Below are 23,689 nucleotides of genomic sequence, written 5' to 3'. Positions count from 1 at the left end.
CGGTGTGAGAAATCCCATATCCGCACTACTTGGCTAGAAAAATCAGCAACGGTGTGATGATCTTAGGTAAGCATTACCTAAGAAAAAGGAGACATCGCTCATGGGGAATCTGAAACGCCGACACGCACTGGCCGCAGGCCTCGCCGTCGCCGCGCTCGCGCTGGCCGGTTGCGGCGCCACCAACTCTGCAGAGGCCGGCAGCACGGGAGAGAGCGCCAAAACGGTGAGCATCACCGACAACGCCGGCACCCAGCAGATTCCTGCCGATCCGCAGAAGGTCATCGCGACCGACAACCACATCTTCCGCACGCTCGAAGCCTGGGACGTGCCACTGGTGGCCGCCCCGAAGAAGATCATGCCCAAAGATCTCAACTATGTCAGCGATCAGAACGTCGTGGACCTCGGTAACCACCGTTCGCCCGACCTCGAAGCGCTTGTCGCGGCAGAACCCGACCTGATCTTGAACGGCTACCGTTTCGAATCGCAAGCCGAGAAGATCAAGGAACTCGCCCCGGACGCGGCCATTGTGGACTTCGCGCCGCGCGACGGCAAGGACCTCGGTTCCGAACTGAAGCGCCAAATCTCCGCGCTCGGCGACATTTTCGGCAAGCAGGATGCCGCCACCGAACTGAACGCCTCCTACGATGACGCGGTTGCCAAGGCAAAGGACGCCTACAACGGCACCGACACCGTCATGGGTCTCATCACCAGCGGGGGCGACATTTCTTACGCCGCCCCGAGCAGCGGTCGCTCCGTCGGCCCGGTGTTCGATGCCCTCGGCCTCAAGCCCGCTCTCGAACAGACCGCCCAAGACTCCAGCCACGGCGACGACATCAGCGTCGAAGCCATTGCTAACGCGAACCCGGACTGGCTCATTGTGCTGGACCGCGCCGCCGCCCTCGGTGAAAACTCTGCCGGCGCCAAGGAACTCCTGACGACCTCGGAAGCGCTCAAGGACGTTCCGGCCATTAAGAACAACCAGATTATTTACCTGGATCCGCAGTTCTACCTGACCGAAGACATCCAGGCCTACACCGGGCTGTATCAGGACATCGCTTCGGCGTTCAGCAACGCCGCATAAACGGTGCTGAAAAAGGCTGAAGCTCATCCGGCCGCGCCACCGCCCACTGGGCCGGGGCGAGGCCGGATGAGCCGTACCCGCCATTGGCCGCTCCTGCTCGGTACGCTTGCCACCGCCGGGCTCGTGGTCGCTTCGCTCTTTGTCGGCGCCTATGACTTCGGTGCCGAGGGCGCCAATGCCGACATGTTCTTCATTACCCGCGTGCCACGGGCCATCGGGTTGGTCCTCACCGGCGCGACTCTGGCCATGTGCGGCCTGGTGATGCAGTTGCTGACCCAGAACCGTTTTGTCGAGCCCTCCACGGCGGGCACCACCGAATGGGCCGGGCTCGGGGTTCTCCTCATGCTCATCCTCGCCCCGGGTGCGCCGCTCATTGTCACGATGCTTGCCGCGACCGCCGCCGCATTTATCGGCACCTGCGTATTCTTTGCCATGTTGCAGCGTATTTCTCTGCGCTCCTCGCTCATGGTCCCAATCGTGGGCATCATGCTTGGCGCCGTCGTCGGCGCGATCTCCACCTTGATCGCCCTCGGTACCGATCTTCTTCAGGTCATCGGTATCTGGTTCGCCGGAAGTTTCACCTCGGTGTTGCGCGGCCAATACGAAGTGCTCTGGCTCGTCCTCATTGTCACCGTCGGCATTTTCGTGGTTGCCGACCGGTTCACCCTCGCCGGACTCGGCAAAGATATCGCCACCAACGCCGGCGTCAATTACCACGCGGTGCTGCTGATCGGCACCTCGATGGTCGCCCTCGCGGTAGGTGTGACGACCGTCGTGGTCGGCGCCATCCCGTTCCTAGGGCTCATTGTTCCCAACGTCGTCTCGATGATCCGCGGCGACAATATGCGGGCAAACCTGCCCTGGGTGGCGCTCGGCGGCGTGGCGACGCTCACCGTGTGCGACATTATCGGCCGCACCATCAGGGCGCCGTTTGAGGTGCCCGTCTCGCTGATTTTGGGTGTGGTTGGCGCAATCGTCTTTGTCCTCATCCTGGTGCGCCAGCGGAGGGTGATCTAAATGTCGCTCCTGACCCGACATCAGCGGCGCCGGGAATCGATATCCACCCCGGCCACAGCCGAGCAACCCACCCATTCGGCCAAGCGCTACCCGATATTGCTAGGCCTCCTCGGAGCACTGGCCGTCGCGCTCATCATTGCGCACCTCGCCTGGGGTAACCCGGCGCCGGTGGGCTCCCGCGGCTTCTACCTCATTGCCGGCATGCGGGTGGAGGTGTTGGTCACGATCGCTGTGGTGGCCCTGTGCCATTCGCTCTCCACCGTCGTGTTCCAAACCATCGCGAACAACCGCATCATCACCCCATCCATCATGGGGTTTGAGGCGCTGTACGTGACCTTCCAGACCGCGACCGTATTTTTCCTGGGCGCGAGCGCCCTCGCCTCCATGGGCAAGGTCCCGCAAATCGCGATCCAGTCGCTCCTCATGGTCGGTTTTGCGGCGCTGCTTTACGGGTGGCTGCTGTCCGGAAAGTTCGCCAATATGCACATCATGCTGCTGGTCGGTATCATCATCGGCGGCGGTCTCGCCTCGCTCTCCACGTTTATGCAGCGGCTCCTGACCCCCAGCGAATTCGACATTCTCTCCGCCCGGCTCTTTGGCAGCATCTCCAATTCAAATGCCGCCTACCTACCCATCGCCATCGGCGTCTGCGTGCTCGTGGGCGCCTACCTCTGGACGCAATCTCCCCGCTATGACGTCATGGCCCTTGGCCGGGACGCCGCCATCAATTTGGGGCTCAATCACCGGCGCCAAACCATCCTGGCACTCCTCGCCGTCTCGGTGCTCATGTCCGTCACCACCAGCCTGGTTGGCCCAATGACCTTCCTCGGATTCCTGGTGGCAACCCTGGCCTACCAAGTGACCGGCTCCCATCAACACCGGCGCATCCTGCCGGTCGCGTTCCTCCTAGCTTTCGTGATGCTGCTCGGCGCGTACTTTGTGATGCGCAATATCTTCTATGCCGAAGGCGCCGTCACCATCATCATCGAGCTCATCGGCGGCGGTTTCTTCCTGTTCTACGTGCTACGAAAGGCCAAACAATGATTGAGGTACGGGAGGTCACCAAGGACTACCAGAAGACCACGGTCCTCGGACCGGTCAACCTGCGCATCCCCTCCGGCGGCATTACCGCGCTGGTCGGTCCCAACGGTGCCGGAAAATCCACCATGCTCACCATTGCCGGGCGCCTGCTCGCCCAAGACTCGGGTACCGTGAGCGTCGGCGGCCACGACGTGAGTGACACGCCATCCAAAAAGATGGCCACAGTGCTCTCCATCCTGCGCCAAGAGAACCACTTTGTGACCCGCCTGAGCGTCCGCGAACTCGTCGGCTTCGGCCGCTTCCCGCACTCCCAGGGACGCCTGAAGCCCACCGACCACCAACACATCGACAGTGCACTCGAGCTACTGGATTTGACCGCGCTTCAAGATCGATTCGTCGACCAACTCTCCGGCGGCCAACGCCAACGCGCCTACGTGGCGATGGTGCTCGCCCAAGACACCGACTACGTGCTCCTGGACGAGCCGCTAAACAATCTCGACATGCAACACAGCGTGCAAATGATGCAACGGCTGCGCCACGCCTGCGACACCCTCGGCAAAACCTTCGTGATCGTCCTGCATGACATCAACTTCGCCTCCGCCTACGCCGACCACATTGTCGCGCTCGGCGAAGGGAAGGTCGTACACGAGGGCAGCCCCGGCGAACTCATGCGCGAGGACATCTTGAGCGAGATCTTCCACACCCCGGTCACCGTGCTCCCGGGCCCGCATGGCCCGCTGGCCGTCTACTACCGTTAGGGCGCGCCGCCTCCACTGGCACGCTTGATCGACTTAAAGTGTTCTTGGGAGCATCGAGGCCGGGAGAGCACATGAAAACCGTTGCAGAATATCGACACCTCATCGCCGAACTGTTGGCGCCTGTCGGACAGGGCCTAGGGGCAGAGGCGGTGCGGATCGATGCGCCGGAGGTCGTCGGCCGGGTGATTGCCGAAACCCTCATCGCCGAACGGGACCTGCCGATTTTCACCAACTCGCAAATGGACGGGTACGCGGTGTACTCGGCCGACCTGGCCGCCGCCACGACCGACTCCCCGGTAGAACTCCCCGTGGCGCCCATGATCGCGGCCGGTTCGGCGCCGACCGAACTCTTGCCCGGGCTCGCCGCGCCCATTATGACCGGCGCGCCGCTCCCGGCGGACGCCGATACCGTCGTCCCGATTGAACGCGCGGATCCGCCCCGCTTTCACAGCGAGGAGATGAACGACGGCGATGCTCACCTCGTGCGCTTTAGCGCACCGAGCGCCCCCGGTACCTTTGTGCGCAAGGCGGGCAGCGACATCGCCCAAGGCGAGGTGCTCATCGAGGCTGGCACCCTACTCACCCCGCCCAGGTTGGGTGCGCTCGCGGCGAGCGGCGTGCTCGAGGTGCCGGTACGCCGTCGTGCTTCGGTCTTAGTGGTTGCCACCGGCAGCGAACTGGCGGGCGAGACCGGCGGCGAGTTAGAGCCCGGACAGATTTTTGATGCCAATACCGCAATGTTGCTCGCGGCGGTGCGCGAGTGCGGGGCCGAGGCCAGAGCGGTTCGGGTGGCCGATGATCCCGAGGCGCTGCGCGCGGCGTTGGGCTCGCAAACCGGGATCGATCTTGTGTTGAGCGCGGGCGGGATTAGCGCGGGTGCCTTTGAAGTGGTGCGCCAAACCTTAGGTGAGGCCGCGTTTGAGCACATCGGAATGCAGCCCGGGGGGCCGCAGGGGCACGGGATGGTGCAGGCGGGTTCGCGCAGCGTGCCGCTCGTCGCCTTTCCGGGGAACCCGGTGAGTGCGCTCATCTCCTTTGAAATGTTTGTGCGGCCGGTGCTGCGCGAGTGGGCGGGACGTTCGCCGTGGCGGGTGAGCCGCCAGGTGCGCCTTGCCGAGGGACTCGATTCGGTCCCGGGGAAACACCAGGTGCGGCGCGGCGAGTTTGACGAGTACTCGCACGTGCGCATGGTGGGGGGCGCGAGTTCGCACCTCTTGCACGCCTATTCGCGAGCCTCGCTCCTGGTGCACATTCCCCAGGAGGTGGACCACCTGGACGCGGGCGATCTGGTGGAAGTGTGGGAGCTTTAGCGATCCAAGAACGCGAGCGATTGCTCCTTGAAGAGCCGCGAGGTGAGCACGCTGACGTGGTCGCGGCCCTCGATGAGCGAATACTCGAACTGCGGGGCGAGCGCGGCTAGCCTGCCCGGCTCGGAGAGCGCATCGTCGGCGCCGGAAATGAAGGCAATCGGCTGCTCGGGTTTGGGCGTGGCCGGATCAAAGGGGTGGAACGGCTCTCGGGACGCGGCGGCGGCCAGGGCGAGCATGCGTTCCCTGTTGGCGTCGGCGTTGAACGGGGAGTTCAGTATGGCGGCGAGCTCTGATTCGGCAAGGTGGTCCCTGGTTGGGGCCCCGCCGAGGACCGCGCGGTGCACCAGTTCCGGCTGGGCGACCAGGAGGTCCCAGGCGAGCCGGGCGCCCAGCGAATAGCCGATCACGTCCATCTGGTTCTCGGCGGTAATTCCGGCGGTGCGCGCCGCCAGGTCAAGCGCGCGCACAATATTGCGGGGCAGATACGGATCTGTTGCGGAACCGGGTGCCGGGACGAGGCTCGTGCTCTGGCCGTGGCCGGGCAGATCCACCAGGATCACCGGGCGAGAGGCACGGGTGAAGAAGGAGACCCAGCCGCTCTGTTTCCAATTCAGGTCGCTACGCGAGGCAAAACCGTGGATGAAGAGAACCGGCCGGCCCGCAGCCTGAGCGCCGTGGGGGCCGGCCAGTTCCACATGCAGATCAGTCACGGCTGCTGGCGTTCTTTCGCACCGCAAAAACAATGGCAAAAACGATCGCGATCCCGGCCACCAGGGCGAACACCTGGAGCAGTTGCGAGCGGGTTGCCTCGTTCAAGAAGCCGAGGACAAAGATGCCCAGCAGTAACACGAGCCCGAATCCGGTCACGAACGGGAAACCGGGCATCGTGAGCGGTAGCGCGGTGCCCTCCCGCTCCGCGCGGCGACGCAAGATGAGCTGTGAGACCAGGGCGAAACCCCACACCATGAGGCAGGTTGCGCCCACCACGTTCAGCAGCGCGTTCAGAATCGTTTCCGGGTAGAGGTAATTGAGCACCACCGTGATGAAGCCGAAGGCGACGGAGGCGAGGACCGCCGCGCGGGGTACCCCGTTCTTGGTTGTGGTGGAGAGAACCCTTGGCGCTAGACGGCGGTTGCTCAAGGAAAACACCATGCGGCTTGCGCCATACAGGTTGGCGCTGAGCGCGGAGAGCAAAGCAATCACAATGATGATGGCCATGATGACGTCGGCACCCGGGATGTTCGCCGCCGAAAGGACCGAGACGAAGGGGCTCGTGCCCATGTTGGGGTCATTCCAGGGCAACACCAAGATCATGACGGTGACCGAACCGATGTAGAACACCAGGATGCGCCAGAGCACGGCCTTCACCGCGCGGGCGACGTTCCGGCTCGGGTCCTCGGTTTCGGCGGCCGCGATCGTCACGATTTCGGTGCCGCCAAAGGCGAAGATCACCACGAGCAGCCCGGCCGCGACGCCGCCGAGCCCGTTGGGTAGGAATCCGCCGTTCGCCTCAATCATCGCGAACCCGACCTCGTGTCCGGGGGAGAGGATGCCGACCAGCATCATGATGCCCACAACCAAAAACGCAATGATGGCAAGCACCTTGAGGGTGGCAAACCAGAATTCGAACTCGCCGAATTTGCCGACCCCAAGCAGGTTAATGCCGGTGAAGATGACCAGGAAGACAAAGGCGAGCAGCCATTGCGGCGGCCCGTCCGCCCACAGGCCGATAATGATCGCGGCGCTGGCTGTCGCCTCCGCGGCGATCACGACGACGAGCTGAATCCACCACAGCCACCCGAGGGTCGCTCCGGCGACCGGGCCCATCGCCTTTTCCGCGTACACCGAGAATGCGCCGGAATTGGGGTTGGCGGCGGCCATTTCGCCGAGCGCCCACATCACAATGATGACGACGGTTCCGGCGATGAGGAAGGAGAGCAGAACGGCGGGGCCAGCCGCCGCGACACCGGCGCCGGTGCCGACGAAAAGGCCGGTGCCGATGGCGCTGCCCAGGCTCATCATGACCAGTTGGCGGGTGTTCATTGAGTGTTTGAGGGCACCGGTTGCTGGGGTTTTTCCAGCCGCGGGCGACGTCGTTGTCTTATCCACGGACAAAGCGCTATTCCTTGATCTTTGGGGGTGTAAAAATCCTCATCGAGCCTATGCCGTATCTCACTCCCTCTCAAAATCGCCTCCCAATTTCCCCTCCCAAAATCGACTGTGCAAAACACGCACGCGACACGCCGTGAAAGTGCGCATTATCTGCACAGTCGATTTCGAGTGTGCAGGTCTCGCGGGGTGCGCTGCGGCTCGTGGGATAGCCGCAACAAGTTATTGTCTAAGTGACATTAAGTGCTAAGTTGGTGGCGTGGTCAGCATGATGCGTGGAGCTCCAGCGATAACGGGGTCGATGGCAAATGTCGCCGAGCGGCGTCTTGCGCCGCCGCGCGTCGCGGTGTCCACCGTCATTTTCACGATCGACTGGGCGGAGAACAGTCCGCGGCTAGTCCTTCCGCTGGTGCGCCGAATCCGCCCACCCTTCAAGGGCCAGTGGGCGCTTCCCGGCGGCCCGCTCGGCCCCGAAGAATCCTTGGTGAGCGCTGCGGAAGGCAACCTCGTGGCAATGACCGGGGTATCGCCGTCGTACCTGGAACAGCTCTACACCTTTGGCGACCTTGCCCGCTCACCCCAGGAGCGCACGGTGTCCATCGTGTATTGGGCGCTAGTGCCGCCGAGCGCGCGGACCGTGAGTGATGACGAGAATGTGAAGTGGTTTGACGCCGACACGGTGGGCGAGCTTGCTTTTGATCACAATGCGATTGTGGAGTATGCGCTCGCGCGGCTTCGCACCAAAGTGGCGTACGCGGACATTGCGTACCGGTTTTTGGGGCCCACTTTTACGCTGTCGCAGGTGCACGAAGTGTATGAGGCGGTGCTTGGACAGCGCGTTGACCCGGGAAATTTCCGGCGTCGGCTCAAGCGCGAACAACGCATCGCGGCGACCGAGGATTTTGTGAGATCCGGGGCGCACCGTCCTGCCAGACTCTACCGATATCTCAAGGATGAACAATGACGAATCCGCTCACCACGCGTGTGGAACTGTCGATTTCCGAGCGGCTCGGCGGTTCGGCCGAGTCGCGGTGCGCTCCTGACTTAACGTTACGTCCGTGGCAGGTAGGGGGTGCCGGGTACGGTCCAGGGGCCTCGCAAGCGGATACGGTGCCGCCGGGATCGCCAATTCAGGGAGGGTTGCCCGCTACGTATGCCGAGGCGAGCGAGGCGGAGTTGGCGGAGCGGATCGCACGAGCGAAGGCCCGGCTGGGGTCGCGGGTCGTGATTCTGGGGCACTTTTATCAGCGCGATGAAATTGTGCAGTTTGCCGATTTTGTCGGGGATTCCTTTCAGCTGGCGCGTGCCGCGAAGGAGCGCAGCGATGCGCAAGCGATCGTGTTCTGCGGCGTGCATTTTATGGCCGAAACCGCGGATATCCTCTCGGGCACGGATCAAAAAGTTATCCTGCCGAATCTGGCCGCCGGGTGCTCCATGGCAGACATGGCCAACGTCCCGGACGTGCAGTCATGCTGGGCGGAATTGACGGAGGTATTCGCCGGCGAGGCATGCGAGGCCGGCTTTCAGCCGGTCATTCCGGTCACGTACATGAATTCCTCGGCGGCGCTCAAGGCCTTTTGCGGCCGGAACGGGGGGATTGTGTGCACCTCCTCGAACGCTTCGGCGGTGCTGGAGTGGGCGTTTGAACGTGGTCGCCGAGTGTTGTTCTTCCCGGATCAGCACTTGGGGCGGAACACGGCCAAGGCGATGGGTGTGGCACTGGATGAGATGCCGACCTGGAATCCGCGGCTGCCGTTGGGCGGCAACACCCGGGATGCTCTGGCGCGATCAAGAGTTATCCTGTGGCACGGATTCTGTTCTGTGCACCGCCGATTTACGGTACAACAGATCGAGAAGGCGCGCACCGAGTTTCCCGGCGTGCGTGTCATTGTGCACCCGGAATGTCCCATGCCGGTGGTGGATTCGGCCGACGAGTATGGATCCACGGATTACATTCTCAGGGCGGTTCGCGAAGCCCCGGCGGGGCAGACTTTTGCCATCGGCACCGAAATCAATATGGTGAATCGCTTGGCAGCCCAGCACCCCGAGCACACCATCTTTTGTCTGGACCCGGTCATTTGTCCCTGTTCCACGATGTACCGGATCCATCCCGGTTATCTTGCCTGGGTTCTTGAAGAACTGGTCTCCGGACGCGTGGTCAATCAGATCTCTGTGAGCGAGGGGGTAGCGTCAGACGCGGCGGTGGCTCTCGAACGGATGTTGCAGGCGGTGCCCAAATGATCTTGGATGCCGCCGCCGTCGACGCCGTCATTGCTATTGCAATGCGGGAAGATAAACCTTGGGGAGATGTCAGCTCCGCCGCGTTCATCCCTGAGTCAAGCGAATCGCAGGCCCTCTTGCGGGCGCGCGAACCCGGTGTGATGGCCGGGGCGTCGGTCTTTGAGCGCGCCATGCGGTGGGGCGCCGAGGAGGCGGTGCGGGTGCAGCTGCGAGTGCAAGACGGTGACGCCTTCGCCGCAGGGGACGTGCTGGCGGAAGTTTCCGGTTCGAGCAGGGCGATCCTCGGGAATGAACGTGTGGCGTTGAACCTCGTGCAGCGCATGTGCGCCGTGTCCTCGACGACAGCGCGGCTGGTCGCCCTGGTTGCTGGGACGGGTGCTCGCGTGGTGGACACACGCAAGACCACGCCCGGACTGCGGTTGCTCGAAAAATATGCGGTTCGTTGCGGTGGCGGATTCAACCATCGATTCAGCCTCTCCGACGCGATCATGCTCAAGGACAATCACCTGGAACCGCTCCTTGCCGAATTCACGCGAAACGGGTCGGTGGACCTGGATGCGGCGGCCGCCGAGGTGCGCTCACGGCGCCGTGCGGCAGGGCATACTCTTCACCTGGAAATAGAGGTGGATCGCCCCGAACTCATCGATTTTGCCCTCAACGCGGGCGCAAACACCATCATGTTAGATAATTTCGCCGCTGCCGACGTGCGCGCTGCTGCGGCTCACATCGGTGACCGGGCCCACGTAGAGGTGAGCGGCAACATTACCGCAGAAACCATAGCGGATTACGCCGCTGCGGGAGCCGAAGTGATATCCGTTGGCGCTTTGACCCACAGCGCACCGGCAGTCGACCTTGGCCTCGACTTTGTCACGTCCACGCCAACGACTCCGAGCCCATGATTTACCTTGATGCCGCCGCGACACGCGAGGTAGATCTCGAGGTTTTAGAATTCGTGGCACCGCTGCTTCGCCACGATTTTGGCAACCCGTCCAGCGTGCACGAACTGGGGCAGAGCGCTCGCCGGGCGCTGGAATATGGTCGCGACATGGTGGCAGGCGCAACCGGTGGGCAGCATCCGGTGTTATTCACGAGCGGCGGGACCGAAGCGAACAACCTGGCGCTCAAAGGAGTGACGCTTCCACGGTGGTTAGAGCGGGGGAGGACGGGCGAGACTCTCAATGTGCTAGTGGGTGCCACCGAGCACTCCTCGATTGTTGAAGCGGCGCGCTATCTGGAGCGGTTCCACGGCATCGAGGTCCGTAGGGTTCCGGTGGACCGGGCTGGCGTTATTGATCTGGCGGCGCTTTCTCTCCTGCTCGATGAACACACAGCGGTGTGCGCGGTGGGTTTGGCGAATAACGAGGTTGGGACAGTGCAAGACACCGTGGCGATGTCCGTGCTGTGTCGAGCGGTGGGGGCGCACTTTCATGTGGATGCGGTTCAGGCCGCTGGCGTCATGGACATCGATCTAGATGCCGTGGGCGCTGACTCCCTCAGCATTTCCGGGCACAAGGTCGGTGCGCCTAAGGGCATCGGCGCTTTGGTGTCCCGGGCCGGCGTAAGAATTGAGCCGCTCATCCATGGCGGCGGTCAAGAGCGCGGTGTGCGCTCGGGAACCGAAAACGTGGCCTTCGCGGTCGCGTTGGGGTTGGCCCTGGCGCGGGCAGGCGAACACCGGGAAGAGCACGCCGCCCGGCTGAGCAGGTTCCGCGATTACCTGATCGAGGCGCTGACCGCGGGTGTGCCGGGAATGGAGGTGACCGGGCATCGCACGCAACGGTTACCAGGTCACGCCTCCTTTGTGAACGCGCTCGTGTCGGGGGAGAGCGCGCTCATCGAACTCGAGCGCGCGGGCGTTCTCGCCTCGTCCGGTTCCGCTTGCGCCGCGGGACGAAGCGACCCGTCCGCGGTCCTCTTAGCCATGGGCTATTCGGCGGAGAGCGCCCAGACGGCGTTGCGGTTCACCATAGATTCCACCGTGAGCGAGGCCGCCATGACCCGGGCAGCACGCGACGCGGTGTCAACGATGGCGCGGCTTATCGGGGAGATTCGCGCGTAGTTTCTCGGTGATCCGTTGCAGTTCCAACATTTCCGCCTCGCTGAGCGTAGACCCCAGTAATTCGTGGATATGGCGCACGTGTTCTTTTCCGATGCGTTGCTGTGCCTGGCGCCCCGCTTCGGTCAGCGAGACAAGGACGCCGCGCTGATCGTCGGGGGCCGTATGGCGCTCTACGAGGCCGCGGGCCTGCAGGCGGTCAATCATGCGGCTGAGGCTGGGTTGGGAAATGAGCAATACTTCATTCAGCGAGTTCAACCGGGTTTTGCCGCCCGGGCAACGGGAAATATTGAAAAGCACGTCATACTCGCGCAAGGAAATATCGGCGAATTCTTGGCCTGCCTGCAGTCGGCGCATCACCGCAACCTGGGAGCGAAATAGCGCCTCCCAGGTTGCGGCGCTTTGCCGCAAGCTCACCTTGCGATGTTGCGTCATGAGCGGTGAGAGACTTCCTCGGCGGGAGCGGCAATGTCGGTTTCATAGGCATTGGTTTGCTCCGAACTCGTCGAGCTTTCGGTGTTTCCGGATGACTCTCGGGCCCGTTTGTCGGCGAGCATGCTTTCATGTGTCGGGGTCTCGGGGATCCCGGCAGGGGTGCGCTCGGCCAATTCCTTCTTCAACACCGGTAGCACCTCTTCACCGAAGAGATCCAATTGCTCAAGAACGGTCTTCAAGGGCAAACCTGCGTGATCCATTAAGAACAATTGGCGCTGGTAGTCGCCAAAGTACTCGCGGAAGGTCAGCGTCTTTTCGATAATCTGCTGCGGGCTGCCCACGCTCAGCGGGGTTTGGTCCATGAAATCTTCCAGCGAGGGTCCGTGGCCGTACACCGGAGCATTATCGAAGTACGGGCGGAACTGGCGGATGGCCTCTTGGGAGTTCTTATTCATAAAGATCTGCCCGCCCAGGCCCACGATCGCAGTTTCGGCCGCACCGTGGCCGTAGTGTTCCCAGCGCTCGCGGAACAGCCGAATCAACTGCATGTAGTGTTCCTTGGGCCAGAAAATGTTGTTGGCAAAGTAGCCGTCGCCAAAGTACGCGGCCAACTCGGCGACCTGCGGGGTACGGATGCTGCCGTGCCACACGAACGGCGGCACATCATCCAGCGGCCGCGGCGTCGAGGTGAAGTTATGCAGCGGGGTGCGGAACTTGCCTTCCCAGCTGACAACATCCTCGGTCCACAAACGGCGAAGCAACGAATAGTTTTCAATGGTGAGTTCCAGCGAATCCTGGATGTTCTTGCCGAACCACGGGTACACAGGAGCGGTATTGCCGCGGCCCAGGATGAGATCCACACGCCCGTCTGCCAAGTGTTGAAGCATGGCAAAGTCTTCGGCGATCTTGACCGGATCATTGGTGGTGATCAGGGTAGTGGACGTGGAGAGAATGAGCTTCTCCGTTTGCGCGGCAATGTAGCCGAGCATGGTCGTCGGGGAACTGGGCACAAACGGGCGGTTATGGTGCTCGCCGGTGGCGAAGACGTCCATGCCGACCTCTTCGGCCTTCTTCGCGATAGCCACCATCGCCTTGATGCGTTCGTGTTCGCTCGGCTCAATTCCGTTGGTGGGATCCACCGTGACGTCGCCGACGGTGAAAATTCCAAACTGCATGATGTCCTCCTCGAGAACCCTCCGGCTCTCCTAAAGTATATGCATTTGCATCTATGTGCGCTACAACAGAGGATGAGTCGCAGACATTCCCGAGCTACGCTTTCTTTGCCGCGCGCCGTTCCTTGAAGCCTTCCACAAGGCGATACAGCACGGGAACCAGGATCAGGGTGAGCGCGGTGGATGAGATGAGACCGCCGATGACCACGATCGCGAGAGGTTGCGAAATAAATCCGCCTTCCCCGGTGAGACCAAGCGCCATCGGAATGAGAGCGAAAATCGTGGCGAGCGCCGTCATCAGAATGGGCCGTAACCGTTGGAGCGCTCCGACGGAGATCGCTTCGGCCAGCGGCATGGCCGCGCGGGCGCCGTCATCGCGCCGATATTGATTAATGAGGTCGATGAGAACAATTGCATTTGTCACGACGATTCCCACCAGCATGAGCATGCCGATCAGAGACGGCAGCCCCAAGGGAACTTGCGAAATCACCAACAGGGCAATCGCACCGGTGGCGGCAAAGGGAATGGACACCAGGAGCACGAGCGGCTGAACGAGCGACTTGAAGGTCGCAACCATGATCACGTACACAATGGCAACGGCGGCCAGGAGCGCCCAGAACAGTTGGCTGAAGGATTCCTGTTGCGATTGCGCGGCGCCGCCCACACTGAGGGTTGCGCCCGGAGGCAGTTCCACTCCGTCAACCCGGGCGTTCACCTCCGAAATGGTGGCGCCGAGATTGTCGGAATTCGGGGTGACGCTAATGGTGGCGGTTCGTTGGCCATTTGCCGAACTGATCGAGACCGGGACGTTGACCTCGGCGACCGAAGCGATGTCGGAAAGGGGAACGGGCCCGCCGGCGGTCGGGATGTTCAGGTTACGAATTTGAGCGATGTCGGTGAGCTGTTGCCCTTCGCCGATGAGCACCGGGTAGTCCCGCACGTCAAAGCGGATGGTGCCGGCCGGGATGGGGCTGATAGCGGATCCGGCGACCGCGCCAATTTGCGCTTCGCTCAGGCCCAACTGCGCGGCCTTGGCGCGGTCCACGGTGACCTGGATTTGGGGGAGATCTTCGGCGAGATTGCTGGACACATCGCTCGCTGAACTCAGGTTGCCGAGGTTGCTGAGCACGGCCTCGTTGGCTTTGACCAGAGTGGGCGTATCTGGCGCCGACACGTTGACATCCACCGTCGAAGCACCGCCAAATCCGCCTTCCTGGCTGGACAGGGTGATTTCGCCGGCACCCTTGAGTTTGCCTATCTCGGCGCGGATCCGGTCTTGAATGCCGGTCTGGTCGGCACCCTCTTGGGTGATGACGGTGAAAGTCGCCTGGGAGGTGCCTCCCAAGAGGCGCGCGGCAAGCCCGCCTTGCGCGTCACCGATATTGAGCTGATAGGTCTGGACCTCGCCGTCATTTTTCAAAATGTCTTCGACCTTGCTGGCGGCCGCGGCCGTGGTGTCCAGGCTGGATCCGGGCGCCATCTTCTGCGTAATGCTGAAGCTGTTCTGCCCGGAGGATCCCAACAGGTTGACCTTGAGCAAGGGGATAAGCGCAAAGGTGCCAATGACAATCACCAAGCTAAGCGCGACAGTCCAAACCGGGTGGCGCTGGGTGAGGGCGAGAACGGGCGCGTAGCCGCGTTGGAGCGCGTTGCGCTCCAAATATGCGCCGCTCACGCTATCCGCCTGAGCATCCGGGCCCGCATCCGAACCAGCAACCGAACCACCAACCGGGCCCGCACTCGCGGCGTGAGCGTGCCGCGACCTTTTCGGTTTCAAGAACCAATACGCCAACACCGGGACAATGGTCAGCGACACGATCAACGACGCCAACAGAGCAATCGTGACGGTCAAGGCGAATGGCCGGAACAGTTCCCCTGCCAGACCGCCCACAAAGGCAATGGGCGCAAAAACCGCCACCGTTGTGAGCGTGGACGCGGTGATGGCACCGGCAACTTCACGGACGGCGCGCACGATGGCCTCGCGTTTGCCGATCCCGTAACCCAGATGGCGGCTGATGTTCTCAATCACCACAATCGAGTCATCGACCACGCGCCCAATGGCTATGGTCAGCGCACCGAGGGTCAGGATATTGAGCGAGTAGCCACTGGCGTACAGACCGATGAAGGTGACCAAAAGCGACAAGGGAATAGATATGGCGGTCACCAGGGTGGATCGCACCGAGAGCAAAAAGACCAAAATCACTAGGACCGCGAACGCGAGCCCCAAGAGTCCTTCGGTGCGCAAATCGGAGATCGATTTCTCGATAAACGGCGCCTGGTCAAAGACCGTCGTGAATGTCGCGCCGTTGCCGAGCTTCTCCTCCAGTGCGGGTACAAGCTCCTCAAACGCTTGGGATAAGCCGACAATGTCGCCATTCGGGACCTTGGTGATGGACAGCGACAGCGTCTCTTCCCCGTTGGTCCGGGTGATCGCTGTGGGAACGTCGTCCTGGATCGAAACCGCGGCGACGGATCCGATAGTTGCCGGAGCGGAAGCGCCGGGTGAGGATCCTGCCAGCGGGAGACCTTTGATGACGCCCAAAGAATCGATGGGCGACCCCGCTTGGACGGTGAGGGTTTTGCCATCGGTATTCAGCACACCGATGGGAACCAAAGACCCGGAGTTGGAGAGCGCGTCGGAAATGTCGCTCACGCTCACCGACGCCGCCGCCATGGCCCGGGCATCCGGGGTGATCTGAATGTGCTGAGAAGTGCCGCCGGTCAGATCTGCCGACCGCACGCCGTCGAGCTTTTGAATCTCTGGGAGCGCAAGGCGCTCCACATCCCCTCGAAGCTCGGACAGCGAGCGATCCGAGGACACCGCCGCGAAAATGACCGGAAAATCGCTCACGCTTCCGGCGAGGGCCTGGGGTTGCACGCCATCGGGCAAGTTCGGCGCCACGTTGGCAATGGCGCGGTCCACTTGCGAACGCGCGCGATCCAAATTGGTGCCGTACTCAAAGGTCAGCGAGACCGTGGAAAATCCACTCCGGGACACCGAACTAGAGGACTCGAGCCCCTCAACGGCCCGCAACGCGGACTCGAGCGGCCGCGACACCTGTGCATCCACCACCGCGGGGCTCGCACCGGAATACGCGCTCACCACGCTCACCCGCGGAAAATCGAGCGAGGGGATGAGTTCCTGCTTGAGCGAGGACAGCGTGATGCCGCCAAAGATCGCCACCAGGACGGTGATGAGCGCAATGAGCGCCCGGTTTTTCAACGAGAGCGTCGCCAAGATTCCCATGAGCTGCCCCCGAGACCCGTCCCTAGGCGAGTTTCAGCGACGCATTGGTGCGAGCGGTGACCTCGGCCAGCAAATCCGGGTTGTCATTGAGCTTCTGCCCGTAGCTCGGGACGATCTCGCGCAGTTTGTCCTCCCACCCTGCGAACTGCGCGGGGAAGCAACGCTTAAGCAATTCGATCATGATCGGCGCGGCCGTGGAGGCACCGGGGGAGGCGCCCAACAGTGCGGCAATGCTGCCGTCGCCGGCGGTGATGAGCTCGGTGCCGAACTGCAAGATTCCGCCCTTCTTGGCGTCCTTCTTCATGACCTGGACACGCTGCCCGGCGGTGATGAGTTCCCAGTTGGCGCCATCGGCCTCCGGGAAGAACGTGCGTAGCGTGTCGTCCTTTGCCGATCGCGACTTCAGTACCTCGCTGACCAGATATTTCACCAGACCGAGGTTCTGCGCGCCAACGGCCAGCATCGGATAAATGTTGTTCGCCCGCACCGAGCCGGGCAGATCCAAATAAGAACCCTTCTTCAAATACTTGGTGGAGAACCCGGCGTACGGGCCGAAGAGAAGCGAGCGCTTACCGCCGACGTACCGGGTGTCCAGGTGCGGCACCGACATCGGCGGAGCGCCCACAGACGCCTGACCGTACGCTTTCGCCAGGTGCTGATCCACGATGGCCGGGTCCGTGCACCGCAAGAATTGGCCGGAAATGGGGAAGCCGCCAAAGCCCTTACCCTCGGGGATACCGCTTTTTTGGAGCAAATGCAGCGCACCGCCACCGGCCCCGATAAACACAAATCGCGCCGAGACGTGCTTGGTTTTCCCGGTCTCCAAATCCTTGACCGTGACCTCCCAACCTCCGGTACCACCTGAGCCGGAACCACCGGCGCCGCTCGAAGTACGCGAAAGATTGGTGACGTCATGCCGGAAATGGAGGGTCGCGCCGTCGTTCTTCAAATACTCGGTGAGCTGACGGGTCAGCGAGCCAAAATCCACGTCGGTGCCGCCGGCAACCCGGGACGCGGCAATCTCTTGGCCGGCATCCCGCCCGGCAACCATCAGCGGCGCCCATTGGCCGATCTGATCGCGATCCTGCGTGAATTCGATCGTGTCAAAAAGCGGTTGCGGCTTCAGCGCGTCATAACGGGTTTTGAGGTACGCCGAATGGTCCGCCCCCCACACGAAACTCATGTGCGGCACCGGGTTGATAAAGCTCTTAGGGTCGCCAATGAGCTTATTGTCGACAAAATAGGACAGGAACTGCCGGGTGATCTGGAACTGCTCATTAATGCTGATGGCCTTGTCCGGGGACACCGAACCGTCCTTGGCCGCCGGCGTGTAATTCAATTCGCACAGCGCCGCGTGCCCGGTGCCCGCGTTGTTCCACGGATCCGAGCTCTCCAGCCCGGGCGCGTCCAAGCGTTCGAAAAGCTGGATATCCCATTGCGGCTGCAACCGCTTCAAATAGGCGCCCAGGGTGGCGCTCATAATGCCGCCCCCAATCAAAACCACGTCCGTATCGATGCGTTCGGATTGCGCGGGCTGGGCTGAAGTCACAAGTTACTCCCGGGAGAATTGATGGTGTTCCACTCAACATTAGCGCGGGGTGCGCGCGGGTCTAAAACTGGGCGATCCTCGCGCCCATGCGGCTCACTCGGTGAGCTGAATTTTCGAATACGACTCGTCCAGCACCGGCGAAACCGGGTAGGAGCCAACCCGCGGGCTCACGGCAAGCGCGGACACCGGGAAAGCAATGGGGATGGCCGGAACCTCTTCAGCAATGGCCACCGAAATTTGCCGATAGGTTTCCAGCCGATCCTCGCCGTTGGCTTGGGTGCGGCCCTTGGCAACGAGATCGAAGAGTTGCTGATCGCTAAATCCCAGTTCGGTGTTCTTGGCGGCAAAAAGCGGGGAGATGAAGGTGTTCGGATCGTCATAGCTGCCGGTGAACCCGCCGAGATACAGCGCGCGGTTGGAATCGCGGCCGATGCGCTCCAAGTAGCCGTCCTCCCAGCGGATGGGCACGGGTTGAATATTAAGTCCGACGGCGACCAGTTGCGCTGAGAGCCGAGCGTACAGGATTTCAGGGGACGGCATATAGGAACGATTGACTTCCAGCGGATAGTAGAACGGAAGCGTCTCGCCTTGGTAGCCGGCAGAGTCAAGCAACTCCTTGGCCTTGTTCTGATCGAAACCGTAGCCGGGAATGTCGTCGGTGGGAACGCCGAGTTTTGGCGGGAAGAAGGTGTTAGCGGATTTGGAGTCCTTGAGGAACACGTCCCGCATGACGTCGTCCTTGTTGATGGCGTGGTAGATCGCTTGGCGCACGCCCAGTTTATCCAGCGGGGCGAACTCGGAATTGATACCCAGGTAAAAGACGGAGAATGGGTCGCGTTGCAGGATGTTCTTGCCGGAGCGGAGCAGGAGGATATAGGTGGGCACGGTAATGAGGTCGATCGCGTCCACCTTGCCGCTGTCCAATTGGCGCACCCTTGCGGCCGGTGAACTGAGAGTTTTGATTTCAACGGCATCCACATTCCCGGACTCGCCCCAGTACTGGGTGAATTTGCCGAGCCGGATCGTCTCATCCTTCCAGGAGACAAAGCGGAATGGACCGGTCCCCACCGGTTGCGTGGAGTAGGCGGTGCGCAGCGGTTCGGTCTCGTCGCTAATCGCCGCATCGGCACGGAAGCGGATGAGCGCGGCGGGGGAGGACATGGCAAAGGGCTGGGAGGCCATGGCCTTGATGAACGGGGTGAGTCGGCGGGTGAGCGAAATGCGGACCCGGAACTCATCCAACACGTCGCAACTGGCAAATGCCGAGTAGGCGCTGTCTCCCTTGAAGGAGCCGAAGAGCGATTCAAATGCGGTGCCCGCTCCGCGTGAACGGAGTGCGGGCGAGAGGGAGAACCAGCGGTCGAAGTTGGCTTTGACCGCCTCGGCGTTGAACGGCTCGCCGTCGTGAAATATGACGCCTTGCCGCAGTGTGAACGTATAGCTGAGGCCTAGGACGCTTTCGGTCCAGGATTCGGCAAGTAGCGGTGTGGGTTGGGAGGTGACCGGGTCGATGCCGACCAGGCACTCCAAAATCTGCCGACTGACCCGAAAGGACTCACCGTCTTGGGCGAGTACCGGGTCGAGACTGAGGGCGTTCGCTGGGGCTGCGATGCGGAAGGTCTTGATCGGCGCGGCGCCCCCGGAAAGGTCGGTGCTGGCTTGCGGGGTCGGTTGGCTGGTGCAACTGGCCAAGGAAAGGCCCGCGATAGAAAGCCCAAAGGCACCCAAGACCTGGCGACGGTTGGGCAGCTGTGACGGATGGGCGGAACTCACAGCGGGCAAACCTCCGGGGGTGGCTAAACAGCGATCGCGTGGCGAACACGGGGCAGATATTCCATTCTAATTCACGGAATCTGTGCGCTGGCCGGGAGCGGGCTCGCCGAAGCCTGGTACCGGGCGGGGAATGGGGCAAGGTCAGTCGGGGGTGACGCGGCGTTGCCGGGCCGCCTCATACATTGCGACGCTCGCGGCATTGGCGGCATTCAGCGAGCTTGCCGACCCGCCGATCGGGATGCGTGCCATCACATCGACGGCATCGCGCCATCCGGCGCTCAGTCCGGACGTTTCGTTTCCGACCACTAAAAGCGTGGGGCCGCTCAGGTTCACCTCGGCAATGTCGAACTCGCCGCCTTCATCGGTCCCCACTACCTGTATTGCCACGCCGCGCTCGCGGTGTGCGGCCACCCAGTCCAGCACCTCGCGATGCGAGCCCGTCCGCACCACGGGCAACGCAAACAGCGAACCCGTGGATGCGCGCACGGCTTTCGGATCATAGGGGTCGGCGGCATGGCCGGTGATGATGACGCCGGCACCGCCAAAAGCATCCATCGAGCGGATGATGGACCCCACATTGCCCGGCATGGTCGGCCGATCGATGACCACGCCGAGAAAATCAGGGCTTACGCCAATGCGATCGAAGTCATCCTCGGGTAGCTCCACGACGGCAACGAGTTCTGGCGCCTCCGCGTCTTTCTCACCGAGTTGCCGGATGAGGTCCGCGGACATGGCCACCGTTTCGACCGGCTCGCCTTTCGCCGGCTCGCCTTTCGCCGGCTCGCCCAGAGCGTCCGCGCCCGCGAGGACCTTCTTGGCCCAATGGGACAGCGACCGATCGGCATCAAAGATGAGCGCCCGAATCGTCCACCCATGCTCCATGGCTTGAGAGATGGGCCGTACGCCTTGCACCAGAAATTCGCGGTTTCGCTGCCGTTTCGTGCGGTTCTTGAGTAACGCTTCCCACTGTTGGAAGCGGGCGTTGGGCCGGGTGATGCGTGTTGCGTTCACGTGTCGTCTCCGTGCATGGAACTCGCCGGTTAGTGGTGCGCGAGGGGGGACTTGAACCCCCACGTCCTAAGACACTGGAACCTAAATCCAGCGCGTCTGCCAATTTCGCCACTCGCGCTCGCACCGGTCAATTTTCCGCCCGGTGCAACACTCAATGGTAGGGGATCGGCCCCAAAATCCCTAGTCGAGAACCCTGAGTTGTGCGCTACGCGGCGAGCCCAAGATCCTTACGCAACTTGGCCACGTGCCCAGTCGCCCGCACGTTGTATTGCGCCAACGCGATCTTGCCCTCGGGGTCGATGACGAAGGTGGACCGAATCAGGCCCTCATAGGTCTTGCCGTAGTTCTTCTTTTCGCCCCACGCGCCATACGCTTCGGCCACCGCATGATCGGCGTCCGAGAGCAGCGGGAACGGTAGCGACTCGTCCTCGGCGAACTTCACCAACTTCTTTAGCGGATCCGGCGAAATGCCAAGTACCACGTACCCTTCGGCGGTGAAGCGCGCCAGGTTGTCGCGAAAATCACAAGCCTGCGTGGTGCACCCCGGGGTCGATGCCGCGGGATAAAAATAGACAATCACATTCTTGCCGCGCTGATCCGCGAGCGTCACGGTCTCGCCCTGGGCGTCTTGTAGCGAAAAATCGGGGGCCGGGTCACCAACATTGAGCTTTGTCATGTCACCCAGTCTAGGCATTTTTGCCTCAGAAGCACGACGGCGTGTGCCCGGCTTTATTGCCTCACCTCACCTCGGTCTGGCGTGCTTGGGCGCACGGGCGTAGCTCGATTTCACAAAATCGGTTTCGCGCTGGTAATGTTTTTTGTCGTTGCAAAACGCACCTCTAGCTCAATTGGCAGAGCATCTGACTCTTAATCAGCAGGTTCCGGGTTCAAGTCCCGGGGGGTGCACCATTAGCCCCGGATCCCTAAAGATCCGGGGCTTTTTCGTGTCCCCCGAGACACCTCCCTGCGCCGAGTCGGCACGTCTTCCGCTAAAAACCCCGCCAAAAGCGGAAGACGTGCCGACTCGGCGACGTGGGGTGAGGCGTTCACGATCCGACCCGAAGTCTGAGCTCGGCGATCGCCGGGCATACAATGCTGGACATGAGTGCGGAAAATACCCCTGACATGAAACCACGCAGCCGCGATGTCACCGATGGCATCGAGGCGACCACGAGCCGCGGGATGCTTCGCGCGGTCGGCATGGGCGATGACGACTGGGACAAACCGCAAATCGGCATCGGGTCGAGTTGGAATGAAATCACCCCGTGCAACCTCTCACTGGAGCGTCTGGCGATCGCCGCGAAGGACGGGGTGCACACCGCCGGCGGTTTCCCGTTGCAATTCGGCACCATTTCAGTCTCCGACGGCATCTCCATGGGCCACGAGGGCATGCACTTTTCGCTGGTATCCCGCGAAGTCATCACCGATAGCGTCGAGACCGTCGTCATGGCCGAGCGCCTGGACGGCACGGTGCTGCTGGCCGGGTGCGACAAGTCCCTGCCCGGAATGCTCATGGCCGCGGCACGTCTGGACCTTGCCAATGTCTTTGTGTACGCCGGCTCGATTCTTCCCGGCCACGTGAAGCTGAGCGACGGCACCGAAAAGACCATCACCATCATCGACTCCTTTGAAGCCGTGGGCGCCTGCAAGGCCGGCACCATGAGCGAAGGCGACCTCAAGAGAATCGAGTGCGCTTTTGCCCCCGGCGAAGGCGCCTGCGGAGGCATGTACACCGCAAACACCATGGCCTGCGTCGCCGAAGCGCTCGGCATGAGTCTGCCGGGATCCGCATCCCCGCTTGCGGTGGATCGCCGCCGCGACTATTTTGCCCGCAAGTCCGGCGAGGCCGTCGTCAACCTGTTGCGCCAAGGCATTACGTCACGCGACATCCTGACCAAGAAGGCCTTCGAAAACGCCATCACCGTGGCCATGGTTCTCGGCGGCTCCACCAACGCCGTACTGCACTTGCTGGCCATCGCGAAGGAAGCCGAGGTCGATCTCACCCTGGACGATTTCACCCGCATTGGCCAGAAATCGCCGCACCTGGCGGACGTCAAGCCCTTCGGCAAGTTCGTCGCCCAAGACTTTGACCGCGTCGGCGGTATGCCGGTGGTCATGAAAGCGCTCCTGGATGCGGGTCTCCTGCACGGTGATGCGTTGACGGTGACCGGAAAGACGGTGGCCGAAAACCTGGCCGAACTCGACCCCGAACCGTTGGATGGCGACGTTGTCCGCGATCTCGACAATCCCATTCACTCCACCGGCGGTCTGACGATCCTGAGCGGAACGCTCGCACCGGAGGGTGCCGTAGTCAAGACGGCCGGTTTCGATGCCGAGGTCTTTGAAGGACCGGCACGCGTCTTTGAACGCGAGCGCGCCGCCATGGACGCCCTCACCAACGGCGAGATCAACCATGGCGACGTCGTGGTGATCCGTTACGAGGGCCCCAAAGGCGGCCCAGGCATGCGCGAGATGCTCGCGATCACCGCCGCCATTAAGGGTGCGGGGCTCGGTAAGGACGTATTGCTCTTGACCGATGGCCGCTTCTCCGGGGGAACCACCGGGTTGTGCATTGGGCACGTTGCGCCGGAGGCCGTCGACGCCGGTCCGATCGCGTTTATTCAGGACGGCGACCGCATTCGCGTGGATATCCCGAATAAGACCATCGATCTGCTGGTCGACCCCGCCGAACTCGAAGAGCGCAAATCCGGGTGGGAGCCGCTTCCGGCACGCTACACCCGGGGCGTGTTGGCCAAGTACGCGAAGCTCGTGAATTCGGCATCCACAGGAGCCTTCACGGGCTAGTCCAGCGACACGGCCGTCTCACGCACTGGACGCGGTGTCCAGATTGTGAGACGGCCGATCGGCGGTTTGACACCCCGGGCGGAC

General features: G+C 62.3%; 19 protein-coding genes and 2 tRNA genes. 11 read left to right on the top strand and 10 right to left on the bottom strand.

The features are described from left to right. The first annotated feature begins 100 nt into the window (after window positions 1-100). The 5 genes from O148_RS0107825 to O148_RS0107805 all read left to right on the top strand — a co-directional run bounded on the left by O148_RS0107825 (window position 101) and on the right by O148_RS0107805 (window position 5,207). Window positions 101-1,081: a siderophore ABC transporter substrate-binding protein gene (locus O148_RS0107825; protein ID WP_035745433.1), complete on the top strand. Its 981-nt coding sequence runs from the start codon at window positions 101-103 to the stop codon at window positions 1,079-1,081. Window positions 1,082-1,147: 66 nt separating this feature from the next. Beyond that, a complete protein-coding gene (locus O148_RS15515; RefSeq protein ID WP_035745431.1) occupies window positions 1,148-2,098 on the top strand; it encodes an ABC transporter permease in 951 nt (316 codons plus the stop codon). After that, entirely contained in the window at window positions 2,099-3,142 is a 1,044-nt protein-coding gene (locus tag O148_RS0107815) for an iron chelate uptake ABC transporter family permease subunit (RefSeq protein WP_026530471.1), read from the top strand. Next, complete coding sequence (locus O148_RS0107810) at window positions 3,139-3,897, top strand: iron ABC transporter ATP-binding protein (protein WP_026530470.1); 759 nt, start codon at window positions 3,139-3,141, stop codon at window positions 3,895-3,897. The genes O148_RS0107815 and O148_RS0107810 overlap by 4 nt, the downstream gene beginning before the upstream one ends. Window positions 3,898-3,968: 71 nt before the next feature. Next, entirely contained in the window at window positions 3,969-5,207 is a 1,239-nt protein-coding gene (locus O148_RS0107805) for a molybdopterin molybdotransferase MoeA (RefSeq protein WP_035745429.1), read from the top strand. On the opposite strand, the gene O148_RS0107800 is transcribed toward O148_RS0107805, so the two are convergent. Together O148_RS0107800 and O148_RS0107795 are read right to left on the bottom strand one after the other, a co-directional pair. Beyond that, window positions 5,204-5,917: an alpha/beta fold hydrolase gene (locus O148_RS0107800; protein ID WP_051619990.1), complete on the bottom strand. Its 714-nt coding sequence runs from the start codon at window positions 5,915-5,917 to the stop codon at window positions 5,204-5,206. The two genes, O148_RS0107805 and O148_RS0107800, sit on opposite strands and share 4 nt — an antisense overlap. Then, the gene (locus O148_RS0107795) at window positions 5,910-7,250 is read right to left on the bottom strand and encodes an amino acid permease (RefSeq protein WP_051619989.1); all 1,341 of its coding nucleotides are present in this window, start codon (window positions 7,248-7,250) and stop codon (window positions 5,910-5,912) included. Before O148_RS0107795 ends, O148_RS0107800 begins: the two co-directional genes overlap by 8 nt. Window positions 7,251-7,617: 367 nt before the next feature. Between O148_RS0107795 and O148_RS0107790 the strand changes: the two genes are divergently transcribed. The 4 genes from O148_RS0107790 to O148_RS0107775 are packed head-to-tail and all read left to right on the top strand — an operon-like array spanning window position 7,618 to window position 11,616. Beyond that, entirely contained in the window at window positions 7,618-8,280 is a 663-nt protein-coding gene (locus O148_RS0107790) for an NUDIX hydrolase (protein ID WP_240470827.1), read from the top strand. After that, window positions 8,277-9,557, top strand: coding sequence for a quinolinate synthase NadA (gene nadA / locus O148_RS0107785; protein ID WP_026530466.1), 1,281 nt, complete (start codon window positions 8,277-8,279; stop codon window positions 9,555-9,557). Before O148_RS0107790 ends, nadA begins: the two co-directional genes overlap by 4 nt. Continuing rightward, entirely contained in the window at window positions 9,554-10,456 is a 903-nt protein-coding gene (nadC, locus tag O148_RS0107780; protein ID WP_026530465.1) for a carboxylating nicotinate-nucleotide diphosphorylase, read from the top strand. The genes nadA and nadC overlap by 4 nt, the downstream gene beginning before the upstream one ends. Next, window positions 10,453-11,616 carry a cysteine desulfurase family protein gene (locus tag O148_RS0107775; protein ID WP_026530464.1) on the top strand — a complete coding sequence of 388 codons (1,164 nt, stop codon included), beginning with the start codon at window positions 10,453-10,455 and terminating at the stop codon, window positions 11,614-11,616. Before nadC ends, O148_RS0107775 begins: the two co-directional genes overlap by 4 nt. Here the strand turns inward: O148_RS0107775 and O148_RS0107770 are convergent. From O148_RS0107770 to bcp, 8 genes are all read right to left on the bottom strand, one after another. Continuing rightward, window positions 11,578-12,048, bottom strand: a complete 471-nt coding sequence (locus O148_RS0107770) for a MarR family winged helix-turn-helix transcriptional regulator (protein WP_026530463.1) — start codon at window positions 12,046-12,048, stop codon at window positions 11,578-11,580. The two genes, O148_RS0107775 and O148_RS0107770, sit on opposite strands and share 39 nt — an antisense overlap. After that, window positions 12,045-13,223, bottom strand: coding sequence for an LLM class flavin-dependent oxidoreductase (locus tag O148_RS15510; RefSeq protein ID WP_084157205.1), 1,179 nt, complete (start codon window positions 13,221-13,223; stop codon window positions 12,045-12,047). The genes O148_RS0107770 and O148_RS15510 overlap by 4 nt, the downstream gene beginning before the upstream one ends. A gap of 94 nt (window positions 13,224-13,317) precedes the next feature. Continuing rightward, window positions 13,318-16,467 carry an efflux RND transporter permease subunit gene (locus O148_RS15505; RefSeq protein ID WP_051619988.1) on the bottom strand — a complete coding sequence of 1,050 codons (3,150 nt, stop codon included), beginning with the start codon at window positions 16,465-16,467 and terminating at the stop codon, window positions 13,318-13,320. A gap of 22 nt (window positions 16,468-16,489) precedes the next feature. Continuing rightward, window positions 16,490-18,016, bottom strand: coding sequence for a malate:quinone oxidoreductase (locus O148_RS0107755; protein ID WP_075204322.1), 1,527 nt, complete (start codon window positions 18,014-18,016; stop codon window positions 16,490-16,492). A gap of 93 nt (window positions 18,017-18,109) precedes the next feature. Continuing rightward, on the bottom strand, window positions 18,110-19,789 hold the full coding sequence (locus O148_RS0107750; protein ID WP_051619987.1) for an ABC transporter substrate-binding protein: 1,680 nt from the start codon (window positions 19,787-19,789) through the stop codon (window positions 18,110-18,112). 141 nt (window positions 19,790-19,930) lie between these two features. Continuing rightward, window positions 19,931-20,800, bottom strand: a complete 870-nt coding sequence (locus O148_RS0107745; RefSeq protein ID WP_026530460.1) for a TrmH family RNA methyltransferase — start codon at window positions 20,798-20,800, stop codon at window positions 19,931-19,933. A gap of 33 nt (window positions 20,801-20,833) precedes the next feature. Beyond that, window positions 20,834-20,918, bottom strand: a tRNA-Leu gene (locus O148_RS0107740). Between the two features lie 87 nt (window positions 20,919-21,005). Continuing rightward, on the bottom strand, window positions 21,006-21,476 hold the full coding sequence (gene bcp / locus O148_RS0107735) for a thioredoxin-dependent thiol peroxidase (RefSeq protein ID WP_157374572.1): 471 nt from the start codon (window positions 21,474-21,476) through the stop codon (window positions 21,006-21,008). A 157-nt stretch (window positions 21,477-21,633) separates the two neighbouring features. Between bcp and O148_RS0107730 the strand changes: the two genes are divergently transcribed. Both O148_RS0107730 and ilvD read left to right on the top strand, forming a co-directional pair. Next, a tRNA-Lys gene (locus O148_RS0107730) sits at window positions 21,634-21,709 on the top strand. Between the two features lie 192 nt (window positions 21,710-21,901). After that, window positions 21,902-23,605 carry a dihydroxy-acid dehydratase gene (ilvD, locus tag O148_RS0107725; RefSeq protein WP_157374570.1) on the top strand — a complete coding sequence of 568 codons (1,704 nt, stop codon included), beginning with the start codon at window positions 21,902-21,904 and terminating at the stop codon, window positions 23,603-23,605. The last annotated feature ends 84 nt before the right edge of the window (window positions 23,606-23,689 follow it).

This window comes from Haematomicrobium sanguinis DSM 21259, assembly GCF_000688395.1.
Taxonomy (GTDB): domain Bacteria; phylum Actinomycetota; class Actinomycetes; order Actinomycetales; family Micrococcaceae; genus Haematomicrobium; species Haematomicrobium sanguinis.
The sequence above is the reverse complement of the archived record's forward strand: the minus strand, read 5'-3'. Positions and strand labels throughout refer to the sequence as shown.

Bases quoted from the DNA above. Each gene is read 5' to 3' on its own strand.
- O148_RS0107825 (WP_035745433.1), top strand. From the start codon at position 101: ATGGGGAATCTGAAACGCCGACACGCACTGGCCGCAGGCCTCGCCGTC.
- O148_RS15515 (WP_035745431.1), top strand. From the start codon at position 1,148: ATGAGCCGTACCCGCCATTGGCCGCTCCTGCTCGGTACGCTTGCCACC.
- O148_RS0107815 (WP_026530471.1), top strand. From the start codon at position 2,099: ATGTCGCTCCTGACCCGACATCAGCGGCGCCGGGAATCGATATCCACC.
- O148_RS0107810 (WP_026530470.1), top strand. From the start codon at position 3,139: ATGATTGAGGTACGGGAGGTCACCAAGGACTACCAGAAGACCACGGTC.
- O148_RS0107805 (WP_035745429.1), top strand. From the start codon at position 3,969: ATGAAAACCGTTGCAGAATATCGACACCTCATCGCCGAACTGTTGGCG.
- O148_RS0107795 (WP_051619989.1), bottom strand. From the start codon at position 7,250: ATGAACACCCGCCAACTGGTCATGATGAGCCTGGGCAGCGCCATCGGC.
- O148_RS0107790 (WP_240470827.1), top strand. From the start codon at position 7,618: ATGGCAAATGTCGCCGAGCGGCGTCTTGCGCCGCCGCGCGTCGCGGTG.
- nadA (WP_026530466.1), top strand. From the start codon at position 8,277: ATGACGAATCCGCTCACCACGCGTGTGGAACTGTCGATTTCCGAGCGG.
- nadC (WP_026530465.1), top strand. From the start codon at position 9,554: ATGATCTTGGATGCCGCCGCCGTCGACGCCGTCATTGCTATTGCAATG.
- O148_RS0107775 (WP_026530464.1), top strand. From the start codon at position 10,453: ATGATTTACCTTGATGCCGCCGCGACACGCGAGGTAGATCTCGAGGTT.
- O148_RS0107770 (WP_026530463.1), bottom strand. From the start codon at position 12,048: ATGACGCAACATCGCAAGGTGAGCTTGCGGCAAAGCGCCGCAACCTGG.
- O148_RS15510 (WP_084157205.1), bottom strand. From the start codon at position 13,223: ATGCAGTTTGGAATTTTCACCGTCGGCGACGTCACGGTGGATCCCACC.
- O148_RS15505 (WP_051619988.1), bottom strand. From the start codon at position 16,467: ATGGGAATCTTGGCGACGCTCTCGTTGAAAAACCGGGCGCTCATTGCG.
- bcp (WP_157374572.1), bottom strand. From the start codon at position 21,476: ATGACAAAGCTCAATGTTGGTGACCCGGCCCCCGATTTTTCGCTACAA.
- ilvD (WP_157374570.1), top strand. From the start codon at position 21,902: ATGAGTGCGGAAAATACCCCTGACATGAAACCACGCAGCCGCGATGTC.